The sequence below is a fragment of the Mesorhizobium sp. ESP7-2 genome (genome assembly GCF_020164715.1).
In the GTDB taxonomy this organism is placed as follows: domain Bacteria; phylum Pseudomonadota; class Alphaproteobacteria; order Rhizobiales; family Rhizobiaceae; genus Mesorhizobium.
On record NZ_JAIUGQ010000029.1, the window covers coordinates 79,505 to 88,364 of the forward strand.

Consider the following 8,860-nt stretch of genomic DNA (forward strand, 5'->3'; position numbering starts at 1 on the left):
CCAAAGGGGGGCGGGTTCGTCCCGCCCCCGGCTCATCCCAACTGGAGGCCCGCATGTCGGAAACCCACACGGTCAGGCTCAGCCCGGTCGGCGTCGATTTCGAGGTCGAGCATGGCGAGACGGTGCTCAACGCCGCGTTCCGCCAGGGCATCGCCCTGCCGCACGGTTGCAAGGAAGGGCAATGCTCGGCCTGCAAAAGCGTGTTGCTTGATGGCGAAGCCGACATGCTGAAATACTCGACCTTCGCACTGAACGACATGGAGAAGGAGAGCGGCCACGTCCTTTTGTGCCGCTGCATCGCCTACTCCGATCTGGAAGTCGAGCTTCTCAACTACGACGAGGAGATTCTGGCGAAAGCCATCGCCGTAAAGACGTTCAAGGGCCGGATTGCTCTGATCGAGCATCTGACCCACGACATTCGCGGCATCGAGATCGAACTCGGCTCGCCGATAAAGTTCTGGGCGGGGCAATATGTCGACATCACGGTTACCACGCAAAAAGGGGAGACGATTACGCGCTCGTTCTCCATGGCAAATACGCCGGACCAAACCGAAAAACTCTGCTTCATCATCAAAAAATACCCTGAGGGAAAATTCTCCGGAGAACTCGATTCCGGAGGCATCAAGGTCGGAGCCGAGGTCACCGTCGTCGGACCCTATGGAACCTGTTTCCGTCGGGAAGAACGGCAAGGACCCCTAGTCCTGGTCGGCGCCGGCTCGGGTATGTCGCCGATCTGGTCAATCCTCAACGACCACCTGAAGAGCGGCGAGAAACGTCCGGTCTATTTCTTCTACGGCGCCCGCACCCGCAACGATCTGTTTTATCTCGACAGGATCGCCCAGCTGGTCGGCAATCATTCCGACGTCACCTTCATTCCCGTGCTGTCGCACGCGAACGACGACGCCGAATGGCAAGGCGAGCGCGGCTTCGTGCACCAGAGTGTCGACGCCAAACTCAAGCAACTGGCGGTCGACGGGCAGGGCGATGTCCATGCCTGCGGCCCGCCGCCGATGATCGATGCGCTGCAGCCGGTCCTGTTCATGAACGGGTTTGAAGCGGAGCGGATCTTCTTCGACAAGTTCACCACATCGGCAGGTGCAACGCCGGCCCATTGAGGGGCGGCCACGCAGCCAATCACAACTGCAACAAGGGAGAGAGAACTATGCCTGCAACCTCGAGTTCAGTCGGATCAGGAGCCGCCGGCGCGGCGATCTTTGCCGACTCAGACAGCCGGAAGTACCGGTATTTCGACCCGAAGGGCCAGCGTGCCACCCACTATGAGGACATGACGGTCGACGTGCAGCCCGATCCCGAGCGTTACCTGATCCAGGACTGGATCATTTCCTTCGCCGACGGCAAGGGCGCCTACGTCAAGCAGAACACCGCCGCGCAGAGCTCCAACTGGCATGCCTTCCGCGCCCCCGATCAGGAATGGGAGCGCACGCACTACCAGCGCCAGTCGAAGATCGAGACGATGGTGCAGAGCGTCATCAACAATGCACGCAAGTCCGGCGCACCGAAGACCTTCGACAAAGCCTGGGTCAAGATCCTTCAGGCCCAGCTCGGCGCCTGGAAGCATGCCGAATTCGGACTTGGCACCTCGCTCATGCAGGCGCAGCGTTACGGCTATACCCAGATGATCAACAACGCGACGCTGACTAACTCGTCCTACAAGCTCAGGCTTGCACAGGACATCACGCTCTACCTTGCCGAGATCGGCATGGACTTGCCTGGCTGGGACGACGAACTCGGCAAGAAGACCTGGCTCGAGGACAAGAACTGGCAAGGCACGCGCGAAGCGGTCGAAACCATCATGGGCACGACAGACTATCTCGAACAGTATTTCGCCATCAACATCATCTTCGAACCGTTGGTCGGCGAAGTGTTCCGCTCTGGCTTCCTGATGCAGATCGCCGCCGCCAACCACGACTTCATCACACCGGCGGTGATATCGGCAGCCGAAGCCGACTATGAGCGCAACCTCGCCAACACGATCGACCTCATGCACCTTCTCGCCAATGACGAGACGCATGGCGCCGCCAACCGCAAGCTCTTCCAGGGTTGGGTCAAGAAACACGGCGCGCTCGCCGACAAGGCAGCCACCGGCCTGCAGCCGATCTGGTCGATGCCGCATTCCAAGCCGGTCGCGTTCGTGGATGTCCGTGCCAAATCCGACGAACGGATTGGCCAGATCCTTGGCGAACTCGGCCTCAAGCGCTGAAAAAAGGGGAAATTGTCATGTCACTATCAGCACGCGATGCCACGCACTCCAACATCTTCAAGGAGATGAAGGACATCACCTTCGAACAGACGATTTCGCACCAGTGCGGCGTCACCATGAACGACTCCGTCGAAGCCAGGGCCATCGCCGAATTCATGGGCAAGAAGCCTGGGGTGACGATCACCTACCAGCCGGCGCTGATCCGCATCGACGGTGACGGCAAGCTGATCTTCAAGATGGACGCCATCGGTGAATACCTCGGCCGCGAAATTTCAGCCGAGACCTTCGAGGTCAACACCTCCACCCACTACGGCCGCATGGTTCGTGTCGACGATAACACGGTGATCCTGTTCGGCAACATGGACGAGATGTTCGAATACATCGAGTAGACGCCAAAAAACGGGCGCGTCGCCGACGTGCGGCGCGCCGAACCGATCAACGCCATCTTGCGGAGGAACGAATGTTTAGAACACCGGAAGGCAAGGATATTTTCGTGGTCGATGGCCACACCCATTTCTGGGACGGCAGCCCCGAGAACCAGAAGAACATCCACGGCAAGCAGTTCATCGAGTGCTTCTATGCCTATCACACCGGCCTGAGCCCCAAAGACCAGTTGTGGGAGAAGTCGAAGTTCGAGAAATACAGTGCCGACGACCTCTATCGCGACCTGTTCATCGACGGTCCCGATGATGTGGCGATCGTCCAGTCGACCTATCTCAAGGACTTCTACAAGAACGGCTTCAACACGATCGAGCGCAACGCCGAGGTGGCCAAGCGCTATCCGGAGCGTTTCATCGTCAATGGCGCCTTCGATCCGCGCGACGGTGAGAAGGCGCTTGAGTATATCCACTTCCTCAAGGAGACCTACGACGTCAAGGGCGTGAAAATGTACACGGCCGAATGGAACGGCGCCTCCAAAGGCTGGAAGCTCACTGACCCCGATGCCTACAAATGTTTCGAGCTCTGCGACAAGCTCGGCATCAGGAACATCCACGTCCACAAGGGTCCGACGATCATCCCGCTCAGCAAGGACGCCTTCGACGTCCATGACGTTGACTATGCGGCGACGGATTTCCAGGGTCTCAACTGGATCATCGAGCATTGCGGCCTGCCGCGCCTCGACGATTTCTGCTGGATCGCAACGCAGGAAACCAACGTCTATGGCGGACTGGCGGTGGCGCTGCCCTTCATCCATTCCCGCCCGCGCTATTTCGGCGAGGTGATTGCCGAACTGCTGTTCTGGATTGGGCCGGAGAAAATCCTGTTCGGTTCCGACTACGCGATTTGGACGCCGCGTTGGCTTGTCGAGAAATTCTGGGCCTATCAGATCCCTGAGGACATCGCCGCGGAACGTGGTGTGCAGCTGACCAACGAGATCAAGGAGAAGATCCTCGGCCTCAACGCAGCGCGCCTCTACAACATCGACGTCGAAGCCAAGAAGAAGGCGCTCGCCGGCTCGCCCTTCAGCATCGCGGCGGAGTAGGGCCATGGCAACCGCCAGCGTTTCCGGCAGCCGAGAGAACGAACTCTGGCGGTGCCTTGGTGAGGTCAACGACCCCGAGCTCGACGAACCGATTACCGAGATGGGCTTCGTCGAGCGGGCTGCGATGGCGAGCGATGGCAGCGTGGAGATAGACTTCCGCCTGCCGACCTACTGGTGCTCGCCCAACTTCGCGTTCCTTATGCTGGACGGCGTCCGCAAGGCGCTCGACCAGCTCTCCTGGTCGCCGGCCTATCGCGTCAAGCTGCACGACCACATGTTCGCGGAAGAGGTCAATCGCGGCATGGAAGCCGGCAAGACATTCAGCGTCATTTTTGCTGATCTTGCCGGGGATCAGGATCTCGACGCTTTGCGCGAAACCTTCAGGATGAAGGCATTCAAGCGGCGCCAGGAGGCAGTCCTGCGCGGGTTGCGGCAGCGCGGCCTGACGGATCGGGAAATTGTCGGCATGGAACTGCCGGCATATGACGTCGCGCGGTTCGAACCGGGCGAAGCAACCAAACAGAAGCCGAGATACAGGGCGGCTCTGCTTGAGCGCTTTCCTGACCGCCGGGCGGATGATCCCGTCTTCGTGACATGGGAAGGGCAACACATACCGCCTGGCGCGCTCGGTGCGCATCTCGCCGAACTGCGCGGTGTACGCGTCAATATGGAGTTCAATGGCGCGCTTTGCCGTGGCCTCAAGCAGACCAGATACAAGGAACTGGATGTGGTCGACGGCGAACCGACGCTTGTCGATTTCATCATGGATCGCGTGCCGGCACGAGCCGCGCCGACCGCCTGATGCAGACCTGACACAACGGCCTCCCTGCACGAGGCCCCTAACCAACAACCCGCCCGTAAGGCGGAAGGAGGAATCATGCCCAAAATTATGCTTCACAATTCCGACGCGCGTCGTGCACTTGCCCGCGGCGTCTTTCGCCTGGCCGCTGCCGTCGAGCCCACGCTCGGCCCCAAAGGCATGAACGCCATGATCGACCGGCCGATCGGCACGCCGATGGTGACCCGTGACGGCGTCAGCATCGCCTCCGAGATCGAGCTGCACGATCGTTTCGAAAACATGGGTGCGCAGGTCGTCCGCGAAGTGTCGATGCAGACCAACGAGGTCGCCGGCGACGGGACCACGACAGCCATCGTGCTCGCCAACGCGCTCATCCAGGGCGGCATCGAAGCGAATGAGCGCGGCGCTAAATCCGTCGATCTCTGCAAGGGGATCGACCTTGCCGTGGCCGCCGTGGTGGCAGCGCTCAAGGCTTCGGCGAAGCCCGCCAAGGGCAACGGCATCCTAGCGTCGGTCGCCAATATCGCGGCGACCAACAGCAAACTTGGCGCGCTCGTGGCGGAAGCCCATCAGCGGGTGGGCGCCGAAGGCGTCATCACCACGGACTTCAGCGTCACCACCGAGACCACGCTCGATGTGGTCGAGGGCATGTCCTTCGACCGCGGCTATCTCTCGCACCACATGGTGACCGACCAGGAGAAGATGGAGGCGGTTCTCGAACGACCCTACATCCTGATGACCGATCTGAAAATCAAGGAACCCGAAGCGCTGGATGCGGTTCGCCGTATTGCCGACGAGGATGGTCGACCGCTGCTGATCGTGTCCGAGGAAATGTCGCCGGAAGTTGTGGTGACGCTGCTCGGCAAGCAGGGGCCTGGAAAATACCTCGTCGTCCATCCGCCGGAATACGGCCATTGGCGCAAGGCGATGATGGAGGATCTGGCGATCATCACCGGCGGCAAGGTGATCGCGCGCGATCTCGGTGGCCGGCTGGAGGATGTCACTGCCGAGGATCTCGGAACGGCCGACCGGGTGAAAACCAGTTCGTCCTACACCTCGATCATTCGCGGCGGCGGCGACCATGCCGCAATCGCGTCGCGTCGCGCCCAGGTGCAGAGACAGTATGAAGCCTCGCCGCCGAACATCGACCAGGACAAGCTGCGCGAACGCCTTGCCAAGCTCTCCGGCGGCACCGCGATCCTTTATGCCGGCGGTGTCACGCCGGTCGAGCAGAAGCGAACCATTCAGCTGATCGAGGATTCGCTGAATGCCGTGCGTGCCGCATCCGAGGAGGGCGTGGTCGCCGGCGGTGGCTCGGCGCTTGCCCAGATCGCACCGCTGCTCGACAAGGTGGCGGCCGATGTCAGCGGCGATGTCGCCGAAGGCGTGCGCCTGGTTCGTTCGGTGCTGTCGCGGCCGCTCTGGCGCATCGCCGCTAATGCCGGCGCCGATCCCGAAGTGGTCGTAGCGGAAGTCACGCGCATCAATGGCGGTTACGGTTACAACGCATCCGCCGGCAGCTACCAGAACATGTTCGAGGCAGGGATCATCGATCCCGTCCGCGTCACCTATACCGCCCTGGCTAATGCAGCTTCCGTGGCGACGCTGATCCTGACCACCGAAACGCTGATTGGCCATCTCGCCGAGGACGAGGATCCGACGGCCGGACCGGCTCGTGGCGGCGGCTCCGAAAAGCTCGGCCGCGCCTGAAGCAATCGAACAATCTCGACGTTGAAAGGATACGACGATGAAAGCTGCCAGACTTTACGAATACGACCCGAAGATGAACGTCCAGCTCAAGATCGAGGAGGTCGCCGCGCCGACGATCACTTCCCCCGACGAGGTCATCGTGCGGGTCGGCGCCGCTGGCCTCTGCCGCACCGACCTTCACATCATCGAGGGCGTGTGGAAGCCGACCATGGACCCCGAAGGCACCCTCTTGCCTTACATCATGGGCCACGAAAATGCCGGTTGGGTCGAGGAGGTCGGCAGCGGCGTCCGGTCGGTCAAGCGCGGTGACGCCGTGATCTGCCATCCCTTCCGCTCGTGCGGCATCTGCCTCAACTGCCGACACGGCGAGGACATGTACTGCGACAATGGCCAGTTCCCCGGCCTTGGCATGAATGGAGGCTTCGCCGAGTACTTCATCACCAGCGAGCGATCGCTGATCAAGCTGAACGCCAATGTCACGCCGATCGAAGTGGCGCCGCTGGCCGACGCCGGCATCACCGCTTACCGTGCCGCCAAGCGGGCGGCGAAGCTGTTGCGGCCAGGCAGCTACTGCGTCCTGCTCGGCATTGGCGGGCTTGGCCATATCGCGTTGCAGTCGCTGCACGCGATCTCGGGCTGCCGCATCATCGCTGTCGATCGCGAGCCTGCGGCGCGTGTGCTGGCCAAGGATCTTGGCGCCGACTTCGTGCTCGATGGCGGCCCTAAGGTCGTCGAGGAAATCGCCCAGATCACCGGCGGCGGCGCCCATGTGGTGATCGACTTCGTTGGCGAACTCGGTGTCGAGAACATCTGCTGGAAGATGGTGCGCAAGGGCGGACAACTGTTCGTCGTCGGTTATGGCGGCAACATCAACGTGCCGACCGCGCACCTCGTCATCGAGGAGATCAACATCGGCGGCAGCCTAGTCGGCAACTTCACCGAACTTGTCGAACTGATGGAGTTGAACGCCGACGGCAAGGTGAAGATGCACTACACCGAATACAACCTCGCCAGCATCAACACTGCGCTCGACGATTTCAAGAATCGGCGATTCACCGGCCGCGGCGTCATCGTTCCCTGAAAGCCTTTGGACCGGACGCTCGCGCAACGGGGTACCGCGTCCGGTCCCTGACCGTCACAAATCTGGAGAGTAAAATGAACAAATACATCTGTGAGTTCGTCGGGACCTTCGCGCTGGTCTTCTTTGGTTGCGCTACGGTTCTTTTCATGCGCTCCGAGGTCGGTCTGCTGGGTGTGGCCATGGCATTCGGCCTTTCGGTGGTGGCGATGGCCTATTCGATTGGACCCATTTCCGGCGCCCATCTCAATCCGGCGGTAAGCCTTGGTTTCTTCGTCGCCGGCCGACTGAAATCCAATGATCTCATCGGCTATGTGATTGCGCAATGCGTTGGGGCGATCATCGCATCGGCGGTGCTCTACGTGATCGTGCAAGGCAAGGGCGGCGGCTACGACGTGGCGGCAAATGGCTTCGCCCAGAACGGCTGGTCGGCCTATTCGGCAACTTCCGCCTTCCTGTTCGAGGCGATCGCCACGTTCCTGTTTCTGCTGGTGATCCTGCGTGCCACCGCCGAAGGCGGCGCCGGTCCTCTGGCTGGTCTGGCGATCGGCCTGACACTGGTCATGATCCATCTAGCCGGCATTGCAGTGTCCGGATCATCGGTCAATCCGGCCCGCTCGCTCGGTCCGGCTCTGTTTGTCGGCGGAGCGGCGGTGTCGCAGCTCTGGCTTTATATCCTGGCACCGTGCCTTGGCGCCACAGCCGCGGGGCTCGCGTTGCGTGCTGGTGTGATCGGTGCTGGCGAAACGGCCGCGCAGCCGGCCTGATCCCTTGCCGGACCCGGCCAGCTCTTCTTCTTGGACCCCGTGGCGGCTGCCATGGTCGGGGACGTCAGCGAAGCGCGATCCTGAAACGAATGTCTTTGCTTCGAGGTTTGAAAAAACGGGAGGACAACATGGATCTTATTACAGGACTGGCCGTGGTCATCGGCATTATGGGTGGCATTGCAACATGGGCGGCGATCACGATCGGCAGTCCCTATCTGCTGATCTGGGCGGTATTTGTCGGCTGGGGCAGCTTTTATCACTGTAGCGGCAAGGAAGCCGGGTTCCGGAATTCGGCGGTTGCAAACCTCTGGGGGGCGATCTGCGCGGCCGCCGCATTGGTAGCCCTGACGTCCATCGGGGTTACGGCGATCATGGCCGGTATTTGCGTCGGTATTTCCATCGTGGTGCTGATTCTCGCCGCCAAGCTGCCGCTACTCAGCGCCATTCCATCAGCGGTCTATGGTTACGCAACGACCGCCGCGCTTTTTCTGCTCGGTGCCGCCGCCTATGGTGATGGTGCCAGCGGCATAATCAAGGTCGCAACCGCTGTGGTGATCTCGCTGATCATCGGCAATGTTCTCGGCTATGTGTCAGAGAAAGTGACTGGGGCTGTCGTAAAGACCTGATCATGCCTGGCGACCGCTGCTTCCAGGGCAACCAGTCGCCGAACATTCCCCATCCCGCGGCGCGAATGCCGCGGGATTTTTTGCCGGTGGCAGGCCTGACCCTAGAGCGGGATGAGATTTATGGGAGTCGTGGGATTCCCAAATCACTGCGGTTCTGATTCAACCTTCATGCTGGA

9 protein-coding genes are annotated in these 8,860 nt (G+C 61.0%); all 9 read left to right on the top strand.

The annotated features are described in order from the left end of the window. Positions 1-53: 53 nt before the first annotated feature. The 9 genes from LB543_RS23705 to LB543_RS23745 all read left to right on the top strand — a co-directional run bounded on the left by LB543_RS23705 (position 54) and on the right by LB543_RS23745 (position 8,684). Positions 54-1,115: an NADH:ubiquinone reductase (Na(+)-transporting) subunit F gene (locus tag LB543_RS23705; protein ID WP_224615729.1), complete on the top strand. Its 1,062-nt coding sequence runs from the start codon at positions 54-56 to the stop codon at positions 1,113-1,115. A 47-nt stretch (positions 1,116-1,162) separates the two neighbouring features. Continuing rightward, positions 1,163-2,221: an aromatic/alkene monooxygenase hydroxylase subunit beta gene (locus tag LB543_RS23710; RefSeq protein ID WP_224615730.1), complete on the top strand. Its 1,059-nt coding sequence runs from the start codon at positions 1,163-1,165 to the stop codon at positions 2,219-2,221. A 17-nt stretch (positions 2,222-2,238) separates the two neighbouring features. After that, a complete protein-coding gene (locus tag LB543_RS23715; protein ID WP_140756853.1) occupies positions 2,239-2,610 on the top strand; it encodes an MmoB/DmpM family protein in 372 nt (123 codons plus the stop codon). Between the two features lie 71 nt (positions 2,611-2,681). Then, complete coding sequence (locus LB543_RS23720; protein ID WP_224615731.1) at positions 2,682-3,704, top strand: amidohydrolase family protein; 1,023 nt, start codon at positions 2,682-2,684, stop codon at positions 3,702-3,704. Between the two features lie 4 nt (positions 3,705-3,708). After that, positions 3,709-4,506 (top strand): iron-sulfur cluster assembly protein, encoded by a 798-nt coding sequence (locus LB543_RS23725; protein WP_224615732.1) that lies wholly within the window; start codon positions 3,709-3,711, stop codon positions 4,504-4,506. Between the two features lie 75 nt (positions 4,507-4,581). Continuing rightward, positions 4,582-6,213, top strand: a complete 1,632-nt coding sequence (locus LB543_RS23730; protein WP_224615733.1) for a molecular chaperone GroEL — start codon at positions 4,582-4,584, stop codon at positions 6,211-6,213. A gap of 37 nt (positions 6,214-6,250) precedes the next feature. Next, positions 6,251-7,294 (top strand): NAD(P)-dependent alcohol dehydrogenase, encoded by a 1,044-nt coding sequence (locus LB543_RS23735; protein ID WP_224615734.1) that lies wholly within the window; start codon positions 6,251-6,253, stop codon positions 7,292-7,294. A 74-nt stretch (positions 7,295-7,368) separates the two neighbouring features. Further along, positions 7,369-8,058 (top strand): aquaporin, encoded by a 690-nt coding sequence (locus tag LB543_RS23740; protein ID WP_224589941.1) that lies wholly within the window; start codon positions 7,369-7,371, stop codon positions 8,056-8,058. Between the two features lie 128 nt (positions 8,059-8,186). Continuing rightward, positions 8,187-8,684: a DUF1097 domain-containing protein gene (locus LB543_RS23745; protein WP_181178378.1), complete on the top strand. Its 498-nt coding sequence runs from the start codon at positions 8,187-8,189 to the stop codon at positions 8,682-8,684. Positions 8,685-8,860 lie beyond the last annotated feature (176 nt).